This is a genomic window from Acinetobacter lwoffii (assembly GCF_024129115.1).
Taxonomy (GTDB): Bacteria; Pseudomonadota; Gammaproteobacteria; order Pseudomonadales; family Moraxellaceae; genus Acinetobacter; species Acinetobacter lwoffii_T.
Genome location: NZ_JAMXXO010000002.1, coordinates 294,153 through 316,822 on the forward strand (window position 1 = coordinate 294,153; position 22,670 = coordinate 316,822).

The following is a 22,670-nucleotide window of genomic DNA, read 5'->3' on the forward strand; positions in this document are numbered from 1 at the left end:
CTTTAGTTTTCAGTAATACAGCACAAAGCATGCAATACACCCGAAAATAAAGTTTAAATCGAATTAACGACGTAAACCTAAAGCACCGATCAATGCTACATAACGACCGTGGTCTTTACCGTTAAGGTAGTCAAGTAGTTTACGACGTTGGTTAACCATACGGATAAGACCGCGACGGCTATGATGGTCGTGTTTGTGCTCTTTGAAGTGACCTTGTAAATCATTGATTTGAGCAGTTAAAAGAGCTACTTGAACTTCTGGTGAACCAGTGTCGTTTTCAGCGCGAGCGAATTTAGCCATGATCTCTGCGCGATCTGCGTTAGTTAAAGCCATTCGATTTCTCCGAGATGCTTATATATTTTGATAAAAATCAAAGTGATGAGAATTCAAAACCTTGACTGCCGTGCATCACTACAGCAAGTTGCATATTTTAAGGGAAAACGCATCAAATTGCAAAAATAGATCCAAATTTTTGCATGGTTTTGGTCGCTCATTGATGCAGTTCAGATTCGATGACTCTTGTCCCTCAAAGATTCAGGTTTTGCATTATTTTCATGAAATAAATCCAGGATGAATTAAATATAGAAATTCATTTGAAAAGCCAACAAACCCTTTAGCTCGCTTGAATCTTCCGCTGCTCTCCATAAAAAATGGATAAAAAAAAGCCCGAGTAAACTCGGGCTTTTTGGCGCTGTAGTTCTTTCTCTTATCATTATTATTTATTGTATTATTATGGCGTTTTACGCTTATTATTATTTTCAAACATCCTGTTGAAAAATCATCTTCCTTGTGTGGTAGATTTTGCCATATTCCTACGAGACAACTAGAGGTATTTGCCTCATTTTGCTGTAAGCCATTTCGTACATCACAGAGTAAAAATTTGCATAATGTTACACAGCTCTCGTTTTATTTAACGCTATTTACTTAAGTTTACTGGCTAGCGCTGAAAATTTTTGCTAAGAAATTAGGATAAAAATCCAGCAAGCTTCCTATAAAAAAATCAGGATATAAAAAAGCCTTGTAGTCTCTCCCAAAACTACAAGGCTTAGCGGCTGTAAGTTTCCTCTTTCACTTACTTCACTGTAAGTTCGCTGTCTACCGACATTATTATTATCATTATGCGATTATGCTCAACTTTCCGTGTTGAGTTATTTTGTAGAACCAATCTTCTCAAAAACCGAGCAAAAGCTCTATGCGTCAATTTCCTGAATCCTTGTAAGCTTTTACCTACAAGATTTGATTATTTTTGCCAATTAAATTACTAGATTGTTCAATGATTTTTTGGCTCAAACCACTTTTCCGGGTAGTTTTAACACAAAGTGCTTGTGTAAAAGCATCATAATCTACCAATAAACTGACCACTTTTTTGGCTCGAGTAATTGCAGTATAAATCAACTCTTTGCTCAATAAATTTTTTGCATATTGATCCAGCACCACTGCCGTATGGGAAAATTCTGAACCTTGAGATTTATGAATGGTCAGCGCAAAAGCGGTTTCAATACTTTTAGGTAAACGGGTGGCTAATACCCATTTTTCCAGACTCGGGAAATACACTTCAAACTGACGTTGACCAGATTGCTCACGTAAAAAACAGATACCAATATCACCATTGGACAGGCCCAACTGATAGTCGTTATAGCTCATCATGACGGGTCGTCCGACATACCAGTCGCCCTGTTTCAACTGACCTTGGGCTGCTAAAAAACGTTGTTCAATCTGTAGATTGATCTTGAGCAGCCCCAGATCACCAGAACGGATTGCCGTTAAAATACGGTAATCATCAAAAGTTTTGACCACCTGTTGCACATAGTGTTCAAAATCAGCTGAGTTTCGTTCTGTTTTTATGGCCTGTACATAAGCCTGATAACCATACATCAGCTGGTCATAATACTGATTCAAATTATGCGCGGTCTGTTCGGCACCAGCGAGCAGGTATTGTAACTGCAACTGGTCGATCTTCACCTGATCCAAATCGATCGCCTGTAACTCACTGGCTGCCACAATCTGCTGCTCAAATTTCTGCAAGACGTGAGAAGGCTGATGATTCTGCTGGATAAACTCCGCCATTGCGCCAATCCTGGCTCCAGGCGCAAAACGCCGCGTGGTGATTAAATTGACCCGGTTATCTTCCAGAGTCGCTACTTGCTGTAAATCTGCCAATACCGTTCCCACATCCACAGAGGCCAGCTGATCTGCATCACCGAGTAAAATCAGCCGTGCATGAGACGGTACGGAGGCCAGTAACATCTGTGACAGGTTTAAATCCAGCATCGAGGCTTCGTCGACCACGATCACATCATAAGGCAGAGGCTGCTTGGCATGAAAGCGTGGCTGTCCGCGAGTGCCCAGACCCAATAAGCGATGCAGGGTGACCGGTTGTAACTGTTTTAATTGTTCTAGCTCAAACTGTTGTAACGCTTCACTGTGCAAGGCTTTTTGCAGTGCTTCTTTCATGCGCTGTGCGGCCTTTCCGGTAGGTGCTGCCATGGCAATCCGGATATTTGGCAAGGCTTCATGCAGGACCGCAATCATATGCGCCAAGGTATAGGTTTTACCGGTACCCGGACCGCCGCTAATAATATTCAGCGCCTGCCGCGCAACCATTTCCAGTGCCAATTTTTGCTGTGGATCTGACAATAAATTGCGATCACGTTCGGATAAATCAATAGCGGCAACCGGTTGGGCTTTAATCCGAGCAATATGTGAGGCTACTGCCTGTTCCAGTTGCCAATAGCGGTACAGATATAAATGCTGATCTGCACAAATAAATGGTGCAATTCCTGTACTTTGCTGACGGCGGTCTAGAACCAGATTATGCAATAAGGCAACCTGCTGAGGATCAACTTCGATACAGCTATCTCCCGCCTGCATCGCCTCAAGCAATTGCTCGATCAAGATTTTTGCTGCCGGATCAAATGTAGCCGTACTAAACGGCGGCTGACACAGATAGTCAATCCAGGCCATTAAATTGGAGTCTTGCTGCGACACGTGATTCTGCTCATTTTCCACACAGTTATCCTCAAATTTATCCACAGGATAATTTTCTGTTTAATCTTTATATATTTTATAAAACTGCAAAATCATGCTGATTTTTTCTGCTCAAAATAGCCCAATATTTGATCCAGTTTTTCTATGAATTCCAGGCTCGGTTGCCAATGATAAGCCCCTTGCTGCGCCTGTCCATTCATCCCGCGCAAATACAGATAGGTCGCGCCGCCCAATTGCTGCTGAATCGAATAACCCTGCATATTGGCACTCAGGTACCGATGCAGCGCCACCAGATACAAAGCGGCCTGCAACCAGTAACTGGACTGGCTCATATTCTGCTGAATTGCCTCAGCACTATAGTGCTGCTGATCAGGTCCGAGGAAGTTACTTTTATAATCGGCAATATGGTAGCGCTGACCATCGAAATACACCAGATCGATGGAACCGGTCAGATACCGCGCCGATTTGGCTTCATTAAAATCGCTCATGACCATGTCATGTTCGAGAAACAGCTGATGGATTTGCCAAATCTGCAAAGGGGCATCGGTCAAGGACAGATAAAAAGGAAATTCTGACAGATACTGTTTAGCCTCCAGCTGCGCCAAAGCAAAATCTACCTGAATCGGAGTGGCCAGAATGTCATGTACCCAGTCATGCATCAGGTTCAGCAAAATATCTTCTGTAATCTCGTCCAACAAGCCATCAAAAGCAGTCTGGAAAATACTGTCCACATTCAGCGATTCAGTGCTTGCAGAGCGTGTGAGCTGGGCCACTTCCTGTTCAAAAAACTGGATAAAGGAGTCATCCTCCAGCCCATCGAAATACACCTGAAACTGACCTAAAAATTCTAGCAGACCCGAACGATCGAGCTGTTGTGCCGAGTGAAACAGCTGCTGCCATTGCTGGCGATAAGCTTTGCTTTGGTCATGCAGGCGAATTCCGGTCAATAACTTATAGTTCAGGCTGGACAATACGCGCTGCATACTATGACGCAATTCCTCGGCTTTGAAATCTGCCTGAGCTGTGGCCTGAAACAGGGTTCGCAGATTCACCACAGCGGCCTGATAATGCAGGGAAAAGGCCTGTTCCAGTACACTACGTATATGAAAAGCCTGTTCAAATTTTTCTTTCAGTTCCTGCCAGATTTGCGGTGCGGTATTTTTAAAACGGCGCCGGATTTCCAGATTCCAGTAACTGCTGTCCTGAAAATCGATATGTTCAAAAATGCTGTGCAAGAAAGTTCCGGCCACTGTACCTTTAGGAAAATTCAGCCTAATCCAGTCTAAGGGCACGGCTGCTGGCTGTTCTTCCAGACCGGTAAAATGAATTTCATCGGCGGCACTATCGGGCTGTTCTGAAGCCATGACTAGGTCATCCTGCAAGATATGTCCATGTAGCTGATGCTGTGACAAAGCCGTAAAACTGGTTTTGGTTCGCGGATAAAACTGCCGCTCTGGCAAAGGTTGCGCCCGCATGTCGACCTGATGATGGCTCGACTGCTCGACCAGACGCGGTGGTTCCTGAGACAGCGGCTGCTCGACCAGACTTAAAGCATGTTGAAACAGTTGATCTCCCTGACCACGCCAGAAGGCCAGCCCGGAATCGGACTGTGCGTTCTGGTCCTGCAGCATGGCATATACCCGGTGACTGGCACGGGTCAGCGCCACATACCAGAGCCGGTGGTTTTCGGCAGCATTACGCGCTGCATTCTGCAGAATCGCCTGCTCATGCAAATTCTTGTGATTGACTGCAATTACCCGGGATTGTTCCAGAATGTTGTCCTGTTCAGGCGCAGACAGGGAAAAATTCAGATTGCCTTTATGCACATCAAAAGCAGCATCTGCTCCCAATAAAAACACCACTTTAAATTCCAGCCCTTTGGAGGCATGAATGGTCATCAGCTGCACCCCATGATCCCCAGACAGCTTGCGTTCTTTTTCGCTGTCCTTGCCTGAAGGTGACTGAAGCTGGCGCAAATACCAATGATAGAGTTTTTGCGCCCCCTGATAATATTCACTCCGCTGGCTCAGCATCTCGGTCAGATGGCGCAAATTGACCACCACCCGCTCATTGTCCAGACTTTGACTGGCCACCAGATTGGTCCAGACCTGAAACAGGTTCAGTGCATAATTCCAGGCGGTCAAAAAGCCTTTCTCAAACCACATTTCCCGAATTATATCCAGATCGGCAATATAGCGACTGAGGCCTTCACTCTGGCCTTGCAAATCAATCAGTTTTTTCAGATTGAAGCCTAGCAGACGGGTTAGTAAAGCCCGCTTGACCTTGGCCTCATTGAAAGGATCCATGATCGCCGTCAATACTGCCGCGACATCCTGAGCAATTGGACTGGCAAACACGCTCTGTTTGGATTCCTTATAGCAGGGAATGCCCATACGCTGCAGACGCTGCTTCACCTGTTCCAGAGCAAAATGTCCAAATCCCAGTACGGCGATATCATCTGCGCTCAGGCTTTGCTGGTGCTCTTGCTGCTGAAAGTACAGTTGCTGCTGGGCAGACTGATTCAGCAATGCACGGATTTTCCAAGCCACCTGATCTGCTTCCAGATCCGATTCACCTAGCTGAATCCATCGTAAGGGCTGCGGGTTGATCCTGCCCATATCGACCAGATCTGGATGTGGGCGACTACCCGCCTGAATCCGGGTGTACTGCACCTGTTCGCCAAAATCCATTTGCCGCTGGAACAGCGCATCAACCACTTCTACGAGCGGTTTGACTGAACGATGGTTCTGCATCAGGGTATATTCACGACCCTGCTTGTGGCGTACATCAGCGTGTGCCTTGTTATAAGTCAGCATGTCGCCGCCACGGAAACCGTAAATTGCCTGTTTCGGATCACCGACCATAATCATGCAGCCGGACTGCACCCGGTTGGCATCGCGCCAGATCTTGGCCAGCAGATCATCCTGATCCTGATTGGTGTCCTGAAATTCATCGACCAGAATCAGTGGATAACGTGCCTGCACAAACTGGGCAAAACGCTGTCCCTGCTGGCCTTGCAATGCTTCCGCCAATGTACGGATTTGCTGGGAAAAAGTGGTTTCACCCTGCTGCTGCAAGGTTTGCGGCAAACGGGTCTGCACACTTTGAATAATATGAAATTCCAGATGGGTCGTAAGCTGTTGCAGCTGCTCATCCAGATACTGTTTGACCTCGCACAGCGCATCAATTGCCACGATCAGACCATGTTGCAAAATCAGCTGCTGCTCTGCATCCGGACAGCTTTTGTTAAAGACCTGAGTGGTCGGTTGGAAATCGGTTTTCTTGCGGCGCAAATGGCACAGATTCAGTAAAATCGGCTGCAATTCAGCATCAAAGAAACTCATGCCCCCCTGATTTTGCAGGGCTGCGCTCCAGGTCATAAAGTTTTCACAAATTTCGGTTAACTTGGTCAAAAAACTCTTGTGAAAATACTTCGGACTTTCCTGACAATAACGCCGCATGACGGCAAGATTATGCTCCTGAATATTCACTAATTGACTGATGCAGGCTTCCAATTTGTTCAGGTCACATTCAGCCGGTTCGATCTTGCGGAAATGCTGCTTGCTGAAATTCAGTGCATCACGTACCAGCCCGGTATAATGCTCCACCGGTTTCAGCAGATTCTGAACATACAGATGATTGACCATATATTGCGGCTGTTGCTGAATCCAGTCACGCAGTACATCATGAATCAGCTGCTGGATATACAGATCCTGATCTTCGGTCAGTTCTGCACGTTCAATCTTGCCACTTTCAAATGCAAATTCACGTAACAGTTTCTGGCTAAAGCTGTCCAGGGTACCGACAAACAGTTCATCCAGCTGGTTCAGCACCAGACGTAAACGGCGACGGGCATAATCCGGCCGTGAACCATAATCTTTCAGTACCTGCTGAAATAAGGGATCGGTTTCATTCTGGATTTTTGCTGTGATTTCAACTGAATTGAGCTGCTGATGATGCTGGATATAAGCTAGGGTTTCCTCAACCCGGAGCCGTACCCGGTTTTTCAGTTCAGCCGTGGCCTTACGGGTAAATGTCGTCGCAATCACCTGATGCGGATAATACTGATCCAGAAAAATCCGCACCATCAGACTGGAGAGCGTATAGGTCTTGCCGGTTCCTGCGGAGGCTTCAATCCAGTGCAGGCCACGGAATTTCATGTCCTGAATCGGATTGGTGGAAATGGCTTTTTGCATCTGCTGCTTTAATAAAGTCATACGGCTATTTCACCCACTCCAGATGTTGATGAATCGGCGCATACAGGCCATGGGCAAAATCATGGCAGCAATTTTGCAAGGCCAGATCCGGATCCTGATCCTGCAAAATAAATTGCCAGTCCTGATGCAGCAGACTGGATTCATCCGAAGCCAAAGGTTTGGCACTCTCATAGCTGTTGTTCCAGGCCTTTAGCAATTCCGGCATTTCCACAATGGTCATCTTGCCCTGTTCATTCTCGGCCCACTGCCACTCTTTTTTCATTAGTAATTCTGCCGGCAAGACCAGCGGCTGCTGTTGACCAATTTCCCAGGCCTTTAACCAGAGCTGCAAATACTCATGTGCCTTGCTCGAACTCAAGCCAGAAAACTTCAGGGTTTTATTACTAAAAATGACAATGCGCTCCAGTTCTGGAGAGCGTGCATCATCATTTAAGTAAGCCAGCCACAGCAGATACTCCAGCCAGATCTGGGCATGGCGTTTTTCCGAGGCCGAAGAGGATTGCATACTCAGCCAGTAGCTGCTGTTTGGAACCTGAGGCACGTTAATATGAATGATCAGTTCAGGACTGAACTGCCAGGATTGCTGGGTAACTGGCGTCAGTTCTTTACCCAACTGCAGCAAACGTTCTTGCAATAACTGCTGTTCCTGCTGGCTGCCCAGCCAGGTGGCTTGCTGGGTTTTGCCCACTGGCAAACGGTCTAGCATCAGGTTCGGCTCAATCTCCTGCTCTTGTTGCAACAGGAAATCCCGTACCTGATACTGTTCCAGCTTGTTCAGTAATAGGGGTTCCCGGGAACTCGGCAAATCGGCATAGCGAATCGTGGAAACCCCGACACTTTTCAGGAATAGACGTGCCGGGAAAATCATATCGCGGATCCATTCATCGCCTTTGAGTACCCGGATTTCTTTTTGTTCTAGTGCCGGATAATGTGCATTGATCCAGCTGCTGCGCTTGCCTTCGGCACTACGAATATACTCTGCTACTGCAAACCACTGATCCTGATAGCGCGGTGTCTGCATATCTGCGAATCCGGCCGGATCAAAAGGCTGCAAGGGATGCACATGATAAAGCTGCCGAATATGTTGAGCGACTGACAGACCATGAATATCCACCATCGGATCGATTTCGGCATCCGGCTGTTCAGACTGGCAGATCAGCGCGATATGCTGAACCAGTTCCTGCAAGGCAGTGGATGGATCGCGAGCCTCACCATCCTCCAGATCAAAGCCATTATAGAACAGCCATAGATTTTCCTGTGCCAGCAGCAAGGCATCCAGAAAAGCGCCCTGCTCGTCATCCAGACGGGAACGGTCACCGAGTTGCGGCTTCAGGCTGCGCATCAGGTCAAACGGAACCTGTTGATTACGGCTCGGAAATTTACCGCTATCCAGATTCAGCATCACCACCAGTTTATAAGGCAATGGCCGGATCTGACCAATCTGGCTAAAAGTAATCTGTCCGGTCGGTTCGGCCTGATCCAGCTGCATCTCCAGGGTATTCTGAATTTCTTCCAGCACATAAGGCAGAGGCAGACTGAGTGCCACCAGTTCCTGACTGGCATGCGGATCATCCTGGTCATGATAATCGGCCAAGGTCAGCATCCGCATTTGCTTGTCGATAATCTCGGCAACGGTTTTGAGCGATTCCACGCCAGCATCACGGAACTCGTTCAGATCGGCGCGCAGATATTCCAGCCAGGTTTTGACTGGCGTGCGCTGTCCGGTTTCATGCAAAGTCAGCCAGTCACGGCGCTCTACCAGATCCTGATAAATCCGGATCAGGGTGGATATCAAGGGAAAATCACTGGTCAGAACCTTGGCATAACTCAAGGTGTCCTGAAACAGGGTATGTTCAGGAATCGCCAGACCCAACGCCAGACGGTCCAGCGCGAATTTAAAGCTAAACCGGTAATCCTCATCGCCTGCGCTCAGATTTTGCTGTAAATGCTGCTGGTCCAATCCACGCTTGAAGCCAGCATCTGTCAGCAACTGCAACATCCGTTCTACCTGACTATAGTCCAGACCATAACGTTGCTGGGTCGCATTCAGGCTAAGCCAGTCGGCAAAGTCCTCAATACTGAAACGGCGCCGTACCCACTGAATCCGGCCCAGTACCGCGCGCCAGGCATTGCTGACATCCAGACGTGATACCCCGGCAATCTGGATCGATAAATACAGGTTATCTTTCTGCAAGCGTTTGCTACCAGTCTCGCGCTCACGCGGTGGCGGGGCAAAGACACTGCGAATTGCCGGTTCGAGTTCTTTCAGACTTGGCGTCAGCACCAGAATATCACTAGGCTGACGCGGCACGTCATTCGTATCTTGAGCCAGCCAGTGAATCAGCTGTTCTTTAAGGACTTCCAGCTGACGTAATGAAGAATGACAGACATGAATCTGTACCGAATCATCGTCAGGGCTTAAAGCATATTGATGCTGTTCAGGCTCGAGCAAATACAGGATATCTGACTGGATTTTGGCCAGCAGCCTGTCCTGATATTCATCGACAAAGACATCGGCCCAGAGACCCTCTTCCCCCGAAGACAGTTTAGAGAGTAGAGAAAAATGATCCCGTGCCTGCTTGCCGAATCGGGTCAGAAGCGGATGCCGCGATTCCCGGTCTTCGGCATTAAAGTTCAGCTGCTTGATCCTGAAGTCTTTTATTTCCGCATCATTCGGTTTACGTTGACGGGTTTTTTCAAAACGCTGAATAAAGCGCTCTTCCCGCTGCAAATCAAATCTGGCTTTCCAGTCAGGATCGACACTGTCCGCCCAGTATTCCTGCGAAGGGTTGAAGTGAAAAATATAGATATCAATGTATTGCCCCAAACGGCGTAAAAAATCCAGCTGGCTGGGTGGCAGTTCCAGCAGGCTAAATACCACAATCTGGGCCGGCAGTCGTTTTAGAGCCTGAGCGCGGGTTTCTGCATTCTCCAGCCGCTCCCAATACAGGCGTTCAATCTCCAGGATTTTGGCATAATCATCCTGAAATACATGCTGCCACAACCAGCGTTGCCAGGCTTCCAGTTCACGCGCCTGAATCTTGACAAAATCCGCCACCTGCATCTCATGGCCATTTTCATCTTTGGGGCTATAGATCATTTGCTCGATATCGAGCGCAATATCCTGCCCCCAGGACTCTAACCAGTTACTCGGACAACTACAGTTGTTTGGAGGACAGTTACGCGCGCAATAACCGCGATAATCCATATAATGGCTAAACAAACGCGACACCTGCTCGGCTACCCAGTACAGCATGCTCTGTTTTTTCAGCTGCTTCTCTGTACCCTGCTCCAGCCGGTCAGCACTGTCATAAATCCGCTTCACAATAGAATACAGCGGATGATCGACGTCTAAAGGAATCTGTTCAGGCAGAATACATTTACGCAATGCCTGAAACACGCGCCATTTGATGATAATGCGCGGAATATTGGCTTCACGGACCTGCTCCACTTCTTTAGGCGCATTCAATACCCATTGATAGGAAGTCCATTGAAAGGCGCGAATCCGGTGATGAAACTGGGTATTGGCGCTAATACCTTTTTTCTCGGCAATTTTCTGGGTCAGCCAAGTTTCTACTGCCGGAGATGGCACAATAAAGTGCCGGGTTTGTAACACCTCAAATGGATTCCGGGCAGTCTGGTTGACAATACGCAGCATACTATCCAAAAGCACATCAATACGTTGACTCTGAATAACATGAATGGCCATTGGTTCCCCTGAACTGCTGAATGTGGTTTTTACTACAAAACGATAAAGATTATTTACTATACATCCCGAGCGCTCTATGACACTTTAAAACCACACTTCAGTCGAAAAATTTCTTTGAAAAAAGCATCTTAAAGATGCTTGAATAGAAAAAAACAACATAGAGCTTAGGTAGTGCCCATGAAATTAGATAAAATTCCTGAACGTCTCGATCCGAGCCTAGATTTAGAACAAATCCGCGACGAATGCCTGGAACTCACCAAAAAACGCGCCTACTATTCTGCTGGTGCCGCCGTGATTCCGGTACCTTTTATGGATGTGGTCATTGATGTCGGTATCTTGTCGCAATTGATTCCCGAGATCAATGCCCGCTTCGGCCTGTCCCCTGAGCAGATCAGTGTCTACGATCCAAAAACCCGTCAGATTCACTGGCAGGAGCTGCGTAAACGTGGCGTAGAATTTTCCGGACTGGTGGTCGCACGTACGGCAGTTAAAAAATCTTTGAACAATGTTGCAGCGAAAGTGATGATAAAGCAAGTCACAAAATTCATTCCGCTGGGTGGTCAGCTGGTGGCCGCAAGTCTGGGTTATTTTGTCATGAAAAAAATTGCTGAAGCACATGTAGAGGAATGCTACCGTGCAGCTAAAAATATCCAGCAAAAACAGGTCGCCCAAGGTTAATTCTGTTTAAGCTGAATATTTTAAACTTTTTAAAATCCTCTACTTCAGGCAGATTATTCTGCCTGAAGCTGTTTTAAAATAGCCTTTAACACGTCGACCCGTGCGGTATTCTTATCATCGGTCGCAATAATATGCCAGGGCGCTTCCTCGGTCGAGGTATGTTCAAACATATCGGCTGCCGCTTTCAGATAATCGTCCCAGCGTTCCCGGTTACGCCAGTCTTCTTCAGTAATTTTAAAACGCTTATGCGGTGTATCTTCACGCGCCTTAAAACGCGCTGCCTGTTCCTCTTTAGAAATGGCCAGCCAGATTTTCACAATCACCGTTTGATGCTTGACCAGGCTCTGTTCAAAACGGTTAATTTCATCATAAGCACGCTGCCATTCTACCGGACTAGAAAACCCTTCTACCCGTTCTACCAATACCCGACCATACCAGGAACGGTCAAAAATGCAGATATCATCATCGGTTTGCAGCTTGGTCCAGAAGCGCCATAAATAAGGACGGCTCAGCTCATATTTTTCTGGTGCGGCAATGGTATGAATTTCATATTCACGTGGATCCAGTTTTTTGACAATTCGCTTGATTGCGCCGCCCTTGCCGGCAGCATCCATGCCTTCGAACAGAATCACCACATTACGCGAATCGGAACGCATGGCTTTGGCGACCTTCGCGGTTAACTTTTTTAGTTCCGGTTTGTAATCTTCTGGCTGGGCTTGAGTCTTGGAAGGATGTTTTAACTGCTCGGGGATCTTGGCCTGCTTCCATCTTCCCTTGGCTCTGGCGGGATGATCCGGACAATGCTTCAAAGCACTCAGGATATACTGGGCAAATTGCTGGTCGCGCTGCTTCTCATCTTCGCCATCAATAATGAACCAGTCCTCGGTAAAGCGCTGACGCAGGCGCTGCAAGGTGTTATATTCTTTGCGATTGCGCCAGTCCAGACCATGCAGTTGATGCCAGTGAGTTTCACTCGGATCCATGGCATCCAGGCGTTTTTGCAAGACTTTCCAGGACAGGTCAAACCAGACCTTGATCACATCCACATGGTTATTTTTCAGGTCCTGTTCAAAGGCCTGCATCTCTTGCAGATATTCATCAAACTGTGCATCACTCAGCGGGCTTTCAGCTTGCATGGCACTGCCAAGCAGATCACTGTACCAGTTACCAAACAGCACCATGATCTGGCCTTCAGCTGGAATAAAACGCGCATAAGGTTGCCACAGGGTCTGCTTCGGGCCGGCTAACTGGGGCTTATCGGCTTTCACACGCAAATAGCGCGGATCGACCCATTCACGTAGCTGTTTGACCGCTTCACCCTTGCCGGCCAGCTCAATGCCATTCACCAGAATCACCAGACTTTTGGCATTTTTCTGGCCCCGGGTCTTTTTTAAATTATATTGGGCATCAATCAGCTCGACAGACAGCTGATCTTCATCCATTAACTGAAATTGTGGTTTTTCCATACGCATCTTCAACCCTGATCTTTTATTCTGTCTGCAGTATAGCGAGGAGTTTCAGCGCAAAAATAGCTCTGGCAACGTTTTTCACACGATTAAATTGGCTATTTAAACAACAGATTGACATACAAATGCCCGATCTCTGTTCAATTTGTCATAGCAGGATTGTCCGGCAGCCTCTAAGATTCTTGCATCCTCCAATCATAATTGAAGCCTCATGTCCAAACTTGCCGTACTCGATGATCTGTTAGCGCATTATTATCAACTGGCTTATCACACCCGGCCTGACATTCTAAGCCGTTTAGAGGATGTGCAAGCCTGGCAGAAAGTCCGCATGCAGCGCACCCATCGCGCCCATTTTGCTGAAAAACAAAACCTGTTGATGTCCGAGTATTTCCTGAACCGTCTCTACGGCGGCGCTGACTTTGATGCGCTGGCAGAACAGATTGCCCGGCTGATGAAATATGCGCATAAAGCAGAAAAAGTTATTCCGGAAAATGCCATTAAAACCGGCACCTCAGGTGTAGAGCTGGCTATTTTGGCGGTACAGCTCGATGAACAGGTCGCGATTCAGTTATTACAGGATTATCATCCACATGAACCGCTGACTGACGAGATGATGCGCCTGACCTATTTGAAGCTGGATCAGGGTGAAGCACGCCTAAAACAGCTGGCTATGCTGGATCAGCTCGGTATGAGTCTGGATAAATATATGCGTTCATTTGTGGTCTATACGGCCTTTAAAATGTGTAAGGGCGCAGCGAATAAATATAACTTTCAGGTAATGTATGAATTTATGCAGGATGGTTTTCTGGCCATGAAGCCACTCAAATCGGCAGAAAAATTTGTACGCGCGTTCACGGCAACCGAACGCCAGATTATCGATAAAGTACATTCTGGCGATCCGCTACCGTTTCAGTAAATACCCGATGAGTATTTCTGCCAAGCGTGAATTTTTCTGTATATTATTCATAACAATTGCATCATGATTGCTGAATAAGCCTTTAGAATCTGTCATGATGCAGACAATGCAAGATTAACCCGATTGATATGTTAGGAGTGACTCCAATGTCGAATGAAAATACAACGCCTACCCCTACCCCCGAGTCGGCACAACAGACAGACAAAGTGAGCCCATTCTTAACTGAACCCCTTCCACAAGGCACCCCGCAAGGTCAGCAACAATCTTTAGAACAACGTCTGACTGACACGCCTGTGACGGGTACTGTGCCTAAATATAATCTGCCGCGTGGTGCCAATACCGGTAACGTCGGCTCAACCACACACTTCGGCTATCAAACTGTTAACAGCGAAGAAAAAGCCCAGAAAGTCGCAGAAGTGTTCCACTCGGTGGCCAGCAAATACGACATCATGAATGATCTGATGTCTTTTGGTATTCATCGCCTGTGGAAGCGTTTTGCAATCAATATGTCAGGTGTACGCCGTGGCCAGCATGTGCTGGATATCGCGGGTGGTACTGGCGACTTGGCTAAAGTCTTTAGCCGCGAAGTGGGCCCGACGGGTCATGTGGTACTGTCTGATATTAACGAATCCATGCTGAATGTCGGTCGTGACCGTCTGATTGATGCGGGCTGTACCAATGTCGATTTCGTTCTGGCCAATGCCGAAACCTTAGAACCATTTGCAGACAACAGCTTCGATCTTTTAACGATTTCTTTCGGCCTGCGTAACGTGACCGATAAAGATGCGGCACTGGCTGCGATGTACCGCGTCCTTAAGCCAGGTGGCCGTTTACTGGTTCTAGAATTTTCTAAACCAGTGTTTGAGCCATTCTCTAAGCTGTATGACCTTTATTCGTTCACAGCATTGCCAATCATGGGTAAAATCATTGCCAATGATGCAGAAAGCTATAAATACCTAGCTGAATCGATCCGTATGCATCCAGATCAGCGCACCCTGAAAGGCATGATGAAAAATGCCGGCTTCCAGAATTGTGACTATCACAACCTGACTGGCGGGATTGTTGCGGTTCACCGCGGTTTCAAACTTTAAGGTTCCTTGCCTATGTGGTCAATTCTGGCACTCGGTGCTGTTGAACGCGTGATTCATCATGTGATTGATCTGGATGCCATTACCCGCATCCAGCTGAATGCCCTATCCGGTAAAATGCTGCGGGTGGTGATCGCCTCGCCACAGCTTTCGGTCGATGTGTTTTTTGATGAGGGTAAAGTTCGTCTGGAGCCAACGGCAACCGGTCATACCGAAACACCTTCGGTCTTTGAACAGCGTCCATTTGACGCAAGTTCCGCGACAGTCCTTGAAGCGACCGCAACCTTGCAGGTCAGCAATGTGGTGGAATTACTCAAGCTGCTGCTTTCCGATGAAGTGGGCAATATTCCATTGCAAGGCGACTACAAGTTATTGCAGGAAATCCAGCGCATCATGCAACAGGCGGAACTGGATCTGGCGGCGCACTTAAGTCCCTGGATTGGCCCGACACTGGCACATGAAATTGGTAAATTGCAACTGCTGCCCCAGCAGCTAAAACGTACCCTGCAAAGTCAATTATTCTTTGCCGAAGATGCCTTAAAAGAAGACAGTGGTCTGTTTGCCCCCCGCTGGCAAATGGATGACCTGAATCAGGACACCCGTATCCTGAATCAAAATTTAGATCGGGTTGAAGCAAAAATCCATCAGCTTCAGGCTCAAATCGATGCCTCCAACAATTCTACTCAAGACTAGGTACACAGCTTTATGATTCCGCATGTTTCACGTTTACTCGAACTTTGGCGCATCGCCGCGCACTATCGACTCGACACGTTGTTTCCTGCGGAAGAATTACCAGAAAAGTCGCGGCATGTGCTGTCCCTCATCCGGATGCATCCGGCCGCCTGGTCTAGTCGTGAACGTAAAAATCCGCTCAAGCTGAAACTGGCTTTAGAGGAAATGGGACCGTTGGCGATTAAGCTTGGTCAGCTGCTCTCAACCCGTCGTGACCTGATTCCACCTGAAGTTTTACAGCAACTGGTTTTGCTGCAAGATCGGGTCAAGCCGTTTGATAATGACGTGGCCAAGATGCGCATTCAGGAATCCCTGAAAGCTGATGTAAATACCTTGTTCGCGCGTTTCGACACCCAGCCACTGGCAGCAGCTTCGATTGCACAGGTACATACGGCTGCCCTGCATGATGGCCGTGAAGTCGTGGTCAAAGTCACCCGCCCTAATATTCGCCAGCAGATTTTGCAGGATTTTGAAATTCTGGAATGGCTCGGTCAATTTCTGGAAAAACGTCTGGAAGCAGCACGTGCCCTACATTTATCAGAAATCATTCAGGACTATCGCCAGATCATTCTGAATGAGCTGGATCTGACGCTGGAAGCAGACAATACCCGCCGTATGCGCCATCACTTTACCGGCTCGAGCATGATGTATGTGCCGGAAATTTATATGGACAGCAAAGACGTGCTGGTAGCCGAGCGCATTACCGGGGTGCCGATTTCAGATATCGCGACCTTTGACCGGCTGGGCATGGATCGGGCCGATCTGGCGCGTAAAGGCCTGACCATCTTCTTTACCCAGGTGTTCCGCGATAACTTCTTCCATGCCGATATGCATCCGGGAAATGTCTTTGTAGAAACCATCAATCCGGCCAATCCGCGTTTTATTGCGCTGGACTGCGCGATTATGGGCGAACTGTCCAAACACGACCAGATGACCGTAGCACGCATGCTACTAGCGGTCATGAACAGCGACTTTATGCAGCTGATTCAGGTGGTGCATCAGGCTGGCTGGATTCCACCGGGGACTGATCAGGATGCTTTGGCTCGTGAAATGCGCCGCAGTGTGGGGCCAATGGTCTCAAAACCGATGCATGAACTGGATTTTGCCGGCATTCTGATTGAAGTGATGGATATCGCTCGTCGTTTCCATCTCGAAATTCCCCCTCAATTGATGCTGCTGCTAAAAACTTTGGTGCATGTCGAAGGTTTAGGAACCGACCTATATCCTGAACTGGATATCTGGAGTCTGGCCAAACCGATCCTGACAGACTGGATCAAGGCCCAGATGAATCCGCAAAAGAACCTAAAAGAACTGGGACAGAAAATCCCGGATCTGCTTTTAGGGGCGCAGGATTTACCGACCCTGATGATCGACAGCTTAAATGGTTTAAAAAACCAGTCGGCATGGCATGCCAAACAGCTCAATGAATTACAAAGCATGCGCCTGCAAATGGAACATCAGCAAAAACGCAGCTGGATGTTTGGCAGCGTCATGGCCATTCTGCTGGCGATTGCAATTATTTCACCATGGTTTGTGTCGGTGATTCTGATTGTGCTCGCAAGCGTGCTTGCCGTCTGGCGGATTGCTAAATAAATCTCCGTGATTTTAGAACATGATAAAAAAAGCCTGAAATGATGCAGGCTTTTTTTATGTCTTAAAGATGAGGATGACTCCAAAGTCACCTTAGGACATATCTTGCCATTGGGTCTTCAGACCTATCGCTTAAAATAAGCACACATTTGGCTAGTATAGGTTCAACCATGGTACAGATTTTACAAAAACGTGCGCCTGCGCTGACGATTCGTGCTGGCCATCTGGCACGTGAGCTGATTCTGCAACAAGGTTTGCAACCCGAACAAGTCGATATTGTACCTGGTGCTGCAGGTGGCCCCAAAGGCATCGGGATCCAGGGACTGGATCAGGCGATTTTTGGTGAGTTTTTTCCACGTGCACCTCAGCGTAGAACTCTGGTGGGTTCTTCGATTGGCAGCTGGCGCTTTGCCAGTATGGCTGCACATGGTGCTCAACAGGGAACCGAACGCTTAGCTGAGCTGTATACCAACCTCTATTTTCATAAAAAAATGACCCGTCAGGATGTCAGCGACATCTGCCGTGGCATGCTGCTGGATCTGGTACAAGGCAAAGAAAACGATCTGGTCAATCATCCAGATTATCATCTCGCAGTCATTTCAATTAAAGCCCAACACATTTTCCAGAGTGACAAGGCATTGCCGTTGTTGGCTTCTGTGGCTGGAATTCTTGGAACGACCGCAGTCGCGCGCCGGCACAGCCGTCATTTCATGCAACGTGTAATCAGCCAGCCCAATATCGGTGAACAGTTTAAAATCGCTGAAGATGGATTTACCACGCATTATCATGCACTAACCGAACAGAGTGTGTTGTCCTGGTTGATGGCTTCAGCGTCTATTCCCGGGGTAATGGCAGCGGTGAACAATATTCCGGATGCACCGCAGGGTTATTATCGTGATGGTGGCCTGATTGACTATCACATTGACCTGCCCTTTCAGAGCAAAGGCATTGTGCTGTATCCACATTTTACCGATAGCATTACCCCTGGCTGGTTTGACAAGTTATTTAAACGTACCTCAAATCCGGAAAATCAGGCACGAACTTTGCTGCTTTCTCCATCGCAGCAATATCTGCAAAGTTTGCCTTTGGGTCGTTTGCCTGATCGTAAAGACTTTAACTTAAAAGATTTGGATCAAACCCAACGGATTCAGCTGTGGAAGCAATGTATTGCGGAAAGTCAGCGTCTGGGCGATGAATTTCTGGAACTGGTCGAGAAGCAGAATTTTGCTGAGGTGATGCAAGCCTTGTAATTGGCAGCAGCTGCCCGATTATTTGTATAATTGCTTTAATTTTGTGAACTGTTGAAATTTATGCAGAAGTTTTTAGTTGTCCTGCAATACCTGTGTCTGGCCTTTGCCATTTATCTGATTTATAGCGTCAGCATGTCGCTGTATCGCCAGGATTTTGTCCTGATGGAACTGGTCGCTGATATCGGTACGATTCTGATCTGTATCGACCTGGCGGTGTTTTTATTTACCAGTAAAGGCAAGCCCGGCATTAGCATGGAAGAATATGCAAAAAGACTGGAACAGCCACCATCTAAACTGGTCTATGTGACACGAAAATTGGGGCATCTCGGTATTTTGCTGATTATCACCAGCTGGATTGTGCCGATGATTAACTCATAATGATCCAATAAAAAACCTCCCAATTGGGAGGTTTTTTAAATTAAAGATATCTGAAAATTATTTAGAACCTTTAATCCCTGCTTGCAATAGCAATGCACCCAAACCACCAATTTTTTGCTCTTGTGGTTTAGCCGCTTGCGGTTTCTTGCCCTGAGGACGGTCGCCTTGCGGACGTGCTTGCTGTGGACGTTTGCCTTGAGGCTTACGTTCACCGCGTTGCTCATTGTCACGACGTGGTTGACGTGGTGCTTTCGCCGGAGCTTCAGAACCTTCAGGACGCATCGACAGATTGACACGGTTACGTTCAGCATCCACATTCAAAACACGGACTTGTACGATTTGACCCGGTTTCACCACTTTATGCGGATCAGCGACGAATTCATTGGCAAGTTCAGAAATATGTACCAAACCATCTTGATGCACACCCACATCGACAAATGCACCGAAGTTAGTGACATTTGTCACTACACCTTCCAGCTGCATGCCTTCAGACAATTGCGCAACTTCAGTAATGTCATCACGGAATTTAGCAGTGCGGAACTCTGGACGCGGGTCACGGCCCGGTTTTTCCAGTTCAGCCAATACGTCTTGAATTGTCGGCAGACCGAATTTCTCGTCTGCAAATTCTTCAGCATTCACTTGGCGAATGATTTCAGTATTGCCAATGATATCTTTTACAGTCGTTGCTTTTGCTTCAACAATTTTGCTCACCAAAGCATATGACTCAGGGTGAACTGCAGAAGCATCTAGTGGCTCTGTACCATCTTGAATACGCAAGAAGCCCGCAGACTGCTCAAAAGTACGCTCACCTAAACGTGGTACTTTTTTCAAAGACTGACGATTGTCAAAACGACCATTTTCCTTACGGAATTCCACAATTTGCTGTGCGATCGATTTGTTCAGACCTGCGATATAACCCAAAATCGCTGCTGATGCAGTATTTACATCCACACCCACCGAGTTCACACAGTCTTCGACTACTGCTTCTAAGGTTTTCGCCAGACCGGTCTGGTTCACGTCATGTTGATACTGACCCACACCAATCGATTTCGGATCGATTTTCACCAGTTCCGCCAATGGATCCTGCAAACGGCGTGCAATCGATACTGCACCACGGATCGACACGTCCAGCTCTGGAAGTTCCTGTGAAGCCAGTTCAGATGCTGAATATACAGATGCACCTGCTTCAGACACAGACACACGTGTCATTTTCAGATCACTGTTCGCAGCCATCATTTCAGCAACTAAAGCTTCAGTTTCACGGCTTGCAGTACCATTACCAATCGCGATCAGGTCAACATTGAACTCGCGGCATAAACGTGCAAGTTCAGTTAATGAACCATCTTTATCATCTTTTGGCGCAAATGGATAAATCGTACTATGTGCCAGTACATCACCAGACTCGTTCACCACCGCCAGTTTCACACCAGTACGGATACCTGGGTCCACGCCCAAAGTGGTACGTGCGCCTGCAGGTGCAGACAGCAGTAAATGACGCAGGTTTTCAGCAAAGACGTTCATCGCTTCTGTTTCAGCAGCCAGACGTTTTTCAGTCAGCAATGAATGTTCAATCGTTGGACGAACTTTACCGAGCCAGAACAATTTTGCAGTTTGCTTCAAGAAATCCTGACGAGCTTGTGGCTGAACAGTTTCAAGATTGTATTCAGTTTCAATACGCGCCAATGGAGCATCATCTTCGCCATCAACTTTCAGGCCTAAAACGTTTTCCTGACGGCCACGCAGCATCGCCAATAAACGATGTGAAGGCACTTTGTTCAAGTTTTCAGAGAAATCGAAATAATCACGGAATTTTTTACCGACTTCTTTTTTCTCATCACTGGCAACCAAACTTTTCAGCACGGCAGTTTTTGCAAATGTCGCTTTAAGTTCAGTGGTCAGCGCGATATTTTGCGCCCAGTCATCAATCAGGATGTGCTGGATCGCATCAAGCTGGCTTTCAGTATCTGGGTAATCTTCATGGCTAAAACCCACCAAAGCTTCAGCTGGATCAACGGCTTCATTAAAGATTTTTTCGGCAATCGGGCCTAGACCGGCTTCTTTGGCCTTGAATGATTTACTGGTACGTTTTGGACGGTACGGCGCGTAAATTTCTTCTAATGCATTTTTGGTTTCAGCGGCATTCACACGCGCCAATAAATCATCAGATAATTTATCTTGTTCTTTGAGTGATTCAATCACCTTTTCACGGCGCTCATACAAATCACGCAAGTATGATAAACGCGTATCGAGTTGACGTAGTTGCGTATCGTCTAAGCCTTGCGTTACTTCTTTACGGTAACGTGCAATAAAAGGAACACTGGCACCTTCATCAATAAGCTTGATGGCAGCCTCAACTTGATTTGGACGTACGGCAAGTTCTTTTGCCAACTGCTGAACTAAGTCAGTCATCGTGTTTGATCCCACAAGGATAAGTACTAAATGGCATGATTATAAAGACCGGGTCTATAAAATCCACCATTGTTTTTATTAATTTACCTCATCTTTATATTATGAAGTGCCACAGTTTTCAGCTTTTCCCGATAAAGTTTGTATGAACTTTGCTTTTTATCCAGCTTAAAATCGTATTTTTTGCTCATTTAGATGTATATATTTGGTATCTATGTCTTGATTTTAACTGCAATATTTGGTGCTTTAGAGCATAGTCAATTAATATCAATGAATCGTATACTCAAAGCCTATTTGATTTTTGTTTATGACGACAATAAAGAATAAAGGAGCATCTCATGAGTTTAGTTGTACCTGCTGAAAAAGCCGATGCCGTACATACCGAAACGGACCGGGTCGAACGGATCCTGGTGGTTGATGATGATGTTCGTCTGCGTACCTTATTACAGCGTTTTCTCGAAGATAAAGGCTTTGTGGTTAAAACTGCACATGATGCCACGCAGATGGATCGACTTTTACAGCGGGAACTGTTTTCTCTGATCGTGCTCGACTTTATGCTTCCGGTCGAAGATGGCTTGAGTATCTGTCGTCGTTTACGCCAATCCAATATCGATACGCCTATCATTATGCTCACCGCTCGTGGTAGCGACTCGGATCGTATTGCCGGTTTAGAAGCAGGTGCCGATGATTACTTGCCTAAACCGTTTAACCCGAATGAGCTGCTGGCACGTATTCGTGCGGTATTGCGCCGTCAGGTACGTGAAGTGCCGGGTGCACCAAGCCAACAGATGGAAGTGGTTTCTTTTGGCCCATGGTCGCTAGATCTCTCTACCCGCACTCTGACCCGTGAAGGCCAAGTGGTAACGCTCACTACTGGTGAGTTTGCGGTACTGAAAGCACTGGTTCAACATCCACGCGAACCATTAACCCGCGACAAGCTGATGAATCTGGCGCGTGGCCGTGAATGGGGTGCCATGGAACGTTCAATTGATGTTCAGGTGTCACGTTTACGCCGTCTGGTTGAAGAAAATCCTGCGCGTGCACGTTATATCCAGACCGTATGGGGTGTGGGTTATGTCTTTGTTCCAGATGGTGCTGAATAAAGGAAAAATTATAGGATAAAGATTACCCCAGTCTATTGTTCCTAAAAGTCATTCGCTGCTGTTTGAGCCTCCCTTCTTTAAAGGCTCGTATACAAATGCGCGAGTTCAGCGAATGGCAAAGTTTTTACTTGCCTAACAGTGTTACTCAT

The 22,670-nt window shown here is 47.0% G+C and carries 14 protein-coding genes; 8 read left to right on the forward strand and 6 right to left on the reverse strand.

The genetic code is table 11. From position 1 onward, the window contains the following. Positions 1 to 63 precede the first annotated feature (63 nt). The 4 genes from rpsO to NI470_RS03965 form a co-directional block, all read right to left on the reverse strand. Entirely contained in the window at positions 64 to 333 is a 270-nt protein-coding gene (gene rpsO / locus NI470_RS03950) for a 30S ribosomal protein S15 (protein ID WP_004278577.1), read from the reverse strand. A gap of 894 nt (positions 334 to 1,227) precedes the next feature. Then, positions 1,228 to 3,009, reverse strand: coding sequence for an exodeoxyribonuclease V subunit alpha (gene recD, locus NI470_RS03955; protein WP_253147757.1), 1,782 nt, complete (start codon positions 3,007 to 3,009; stop codon positions 1,228 to 1,230). A 71-nt stretch (positions 3,010 to 3,080) separates the two neighbouring features. After that, positions 3,081 to 7,205, reverse strand: coding sequence for a UvrD-helicase domain-containing protein (locus NI470_RS03960; RefSeq protein ID WP_253147758.1), 4,125 nt, complete (start codon positions 7,203 to 7,205; stop codon positions 3,081 to 3,083). Between the two features lie 4 nt (positions 7,206 to 7,209). After that, on the reverse strand, positions 7,210 to 10,914 hold the full coding sequence (locus NI470_RS03965; protein ID WP_253147759.1) for an exodeoxyribonuclease V subunit gamma: 3,705 nt from the start codon (positions 10,912 to 10,914) through the stop codon (positions 7,210 to 7,212). A gap of 177 nt (positions 10,915 to 11,091) precedes the next feature. Here NI470_RS03965 and NI470_RS03970 point away from each other — a divergent pair, with 177 nt between their 5' ends. Further along, positions 11,092 to 11,592: a hypothetical protein gene (locus NI470_RS03970; RefSeq protein WP_253147760.1), complete on the forward strand. Its 501-nt coding sequence runs from the start codon at positions 11,092 to 11,094 to the stop codon at positions 11,590 to 11,592. 53 nt (positions 11,593 to 11,645) lie between these two features. On the opposite strand, the gene pap is transcribed toward NI470_RS03970, so the two are convergent. Next, positions 11,646 to 13,064, reverse strand: coding sequence for a polyphosphate:AMP phosphotransferase (gene pap / locus NI470_RS03975; protein WP_253147761.1), 1,419 nt, complete (start codon positions 13,062 to 13,064; stop codon positions 11,646 to 11,648). A 205-nt stretch (positions 13,065 to 13,269) separates the two neighbouring features. On the opposite strand from pap, the gene NI470_RS03980 reads away from it, so the two are divergent. The 6 genes from NI470_RS03980 to NI470_RS04005 all read left to right on the forward strand — a co-directional run bounded on the left by NI470_RS03980 (position 13,270) and on the right by NI470_RS04005 (position 19,012). Then, positions 13,270 to 13,974, forward strand: a complete 705-nt coding sequence (locus NI470_RS03980) for a DUF8198 family protein (protein ID WP_253147762.1) — start codon at positions 13,270 to 13,272, stop codon at positions 13,972 to 13,974. Between the two features lie 146 nt (positions 13,975 to 14,120). Further along, positions 14,121 to 15,065 (forward strand): bifunctional demethylmenaquinone methyltransferase/2-methoxy-6-polyprenyl-1,4-benzoquinol methylase UbiE, encoded by a 945-nt coding sequence (gene ubiE, locus NI470_RS03985; RefSeq protein ID WP_039901784.1) that lies wholly within the window; start codon positions 14,121 to 14,123, stop codon positions 15,063 to 15,065. Positions 15,066 to 15,077: 12 nt separating this feature from the next. Beyond that, on the forward strand, positions 15,078 to 15,755 hold the full coding sequence (locus tag NI470_RS03990; RefSeq protein ID WP_253147763.1) for a ubiquinone biosynthesis accessory factor UbiJ: 678 nt from the start codon (positions 15,078 to 15,080) through the stop codon (positions 15,753 to 15,755). Positions 15,756 to 15,767: 12 nt separating this feature from the next. Then, positions 15,768 to 17,387 (forward strand): ABC1 kinase family protein, encoded by a 1,620-nt coding sequence (locus NI470_RS03995; RefSeq protein ID WP_004729335.1) that lies wholly within the window; start codon positions 15,768 to 15,770, stop codon positions 17,385 to 17,387. 167 nt (positions 17,388 to 17,554) lie between these two features. Then, the gene (locus tag NI470_RS04000) at positions 17,555 to 18,634 is read left to right on the forward strand and encodes a patatin-like phospholipase family protein (RefSeq protein ID WP_253147764.1); all 1,080 of its coding nucleotides are present in this window, start codon (positions 17,555 to 17,557) and stop codon (positions 18,632 to 18,634) included. 60 nt (positions 18,635 to 18,694) lie between these two features. Then, positions 18,695 to 19,012, forward strand: coding sequence for a hypothetical protein (locus tag NI470_RS04005; protein WP_004729331.1), 318 nt, complete (start codon positions 18,695 to 18,697; stop codon positions 19,010 to 19,012). A gap of 57 nt (positions 19,013 to 19,069) precedes the next feature. On the opposite strand, the gene NI470_RS04010 is transcribed toward NI470_RS04005, so the two are convergent. Then, positions 19,070 to 21,421, reverse strand: coding sequence for a Tex family protein (locus tag NI470_RS04010; protein WP_253146776.1), 2,352 nt, complete (start codon positions 21,419 to 21,421; stop codon positions 19,070 to 19,072). 335 nt (positions 21,422 to 21,756) lie between these two features. Between NI470_RS04010 and ompR the strand changes: the two genes are divergently transcribed. Beyond that, a complete protein-coding gene (gene ompR / locus NI470_RS04015) occupies positions 21,757 to 22,521 on the forward strand; it encodes an osmolarity response regulator transcription factor OmpR (RefSeq protein ID WP_004278590.1) in 765 nt (254 codons plus the stop codon). Positions 22,522 to 22,670: the final 149 nt, after the last annotated feature.